Source organism: Comamonas aquatica NBRC 14918, from assembly GCF_000739875.1.
Lineage (GTDB): Bacteria > Pseudomonadota > Gammaproteobacteria > Burkholderiales > Burkholderiaceae_C > Comamonas > Comamonas aquatica.
On record NZ_BBJR01000103.1, the window covers coordinates 1 to 2,044 of the forward strand.

Sequence of the window (2,044 nt, forward strand, 5' to 3'; positions counted from 1 at the left end):
TGCAGGCCATGACAGAGGCCTACCGCATTACCATTCCCTTTGTGGCACAGATTGCAATGCTGAAAATGAAAAACACGGCTGTGCTGACCAACTAACTCCCGGAGTGCCTATGAATCGCGATCAAACAGAACAGCCCGGGGAATTTCAGCTGGATGTGGTCAATGAGCAAGGCAAGGCGCTGGTTGAGCTGCGCTCTGTGCAGGACAGCTGGGCAGATGCTGACCCAGCCCATCAGCTCGATGCAAAAAATATCAGCCAGTTCAATCACTGGCTGGCTTCCACACCGGTTGCAGCAACTACGGTCGCTGGTAACTCCAAGCAACTGCTGACTTGCTCTTTTGATTATGGCCGGCTGGTTCAGGCCAATGATGGCAGTGGTGCCCTGGGCTGGGTGCGCAAAGAAGGCAGCAATCAGATTGCAGCACAGGCCAGACTGCACGAAGCAGATCAGTTGAAAGCCATGGTCAATACCAGCATGGTTTTCAATATTGCTTCGCAGCTGGTGGCGCAAAAGCATCTGGCAGATATCAACGAGCGCCTGCAGTCGATTGATAAAAACGTGCAGGAGATCAAGGACCATCTGGAGCATGCCCGCGTTGCCAAGATTGAGACCTTTCAGGAGCACCTGCGCCGCGTGGGGCGTCTGATGGCAGAGGGTGAGGAGCTGACCACGGATACCTTGCAGATACTGGCTGAAAACGCACAGACAGTGCGTGCCGAGGTCAAGCACATTCAACGCGATTTGCGTGAAGCACATAAGGCGATTGCAGATTTTGATGCCAGCAGCTGGTTTGGCTCCAATGATTTGCGCGATGACTTGCGCAAAAAAATTGACCGTGTAGGCCATCTGCAGCGCGAATATTTGCTGGGCATGCAGTGCCTGTTGCTGGCCAATCTGATTTTGTTCACCAAGCACAATGGCAATAAGGAGTTTGTGCTGGCTGCGCAGGACTATGTGCAGGAGTTGCAGGCGGAGCAGGGCTTGCTGGGCCAGTGGGAGCAGCTGCAGCGCAAGGTGGCTTTCCACCTGAGCAAGATGAAGCCCCTGTTTGAACGCAGCAGCAGCACACAGGCCAATGCCGTACTGGTAGAAAAAAGCGTGTCCCGTGCGCAGCTGGCCTTGTCGCAGGATATCGGGCAGGTCAAGCATCTGGGCGCGCGTCTGCTGCAGGCCCAGAAGCCTCGCGTCTTGCTGGAGATGGAAGGCGGGCAGGTTGTGCGCGGCCGTTATCTGCCAGCAGAGTGAGATATCAGGCAGTGCCCGTTTCTTGCGGGCCGCTCATTGCATGAAGAGGTGGTGTATGGAGAGGATGAGTTCAAGCGCACAACATCCCGCAGCACATTCCTGCTATGCGAGATGTATCCGCCATTGACTGGAACACCCCGCATCTGCTATGCGTGGCAGCGTGCTTCGCCAAATTTGACCGCCACACCGTGCAGCAACCCAGCGCCACATTGAACTGCTGCGCTAGCGCCGCTTTGGCGAGGATTTGCTGCTGCTTGAGCTGGCCTACGCCAACACAGACACGCTAGAAAAGCGCATGCCCAAGCCCGCCGAGACTATGGCGCAGATCGGTAGCAACGCCGCCCCATGCGCCTACTCCCAAACCACAGCAGGGGCCAGATAACAGCTTTGCAAAAATCAAAGCCACTTTGCCAGCACCTCTGGTGCAAACCTTGGCCGCACTAGAAGATCCCGTGCAGACCTTCGGTGATGGCATGGAATGCAAAGAACTACGCTTGTACATCGCCTTCAAGACGCTGCGCAACTTTGTCTCTGTGGTACTGCAGCACTCGCGCCTACTGGTGTATTTGCACTTGGATGCAGCCGCCTATGTGCCACAAATACAGCAGCACATTCCTGCAACACGGGATGTATCCATCTATTGGGCATTTGAGTACATGAGACGTCGAAGTGCCTATTGCCCATCTCACGGCACTGCAAGTCTTGGAAGCCTATCTGTGCTTAGCGTATGAGACGTAATTTCACAATTGCCTGAGTGTCAGGTTTCGTACGGTTCTCATGGGGTTAGGTTTTACAGTG

Annotated in this window: 1 protein-coding gene; it reads left to right on the forward strand. The window is 54.8% G+C overall.

Translation table 11 applies throughout. The features are described 5' to 3' along the window. The first annotated feature begins 109 nt into the window (after positions 1–109). Positions 110–1,246, forward strand: a complete 1,137-nt coding sequence (locus CA2_RS17080; protein ID WP_156106174.1) for a hypothetical protein — start codon at positions 110–112, stop codon at positions 1,244–1,246. Positions 1,247–2,044 lie beyond the last annotated feature (798 nt).

Excerpts from the sequence above, each read along its gene's own strand:
- CA2_RS17080 (WP_156106174.1), top strand. The coding sequence starts at position 110 with ATGAATCGCGATCAAACAGAACAGCCCGGGGAATTTCAGCTGGATGTG.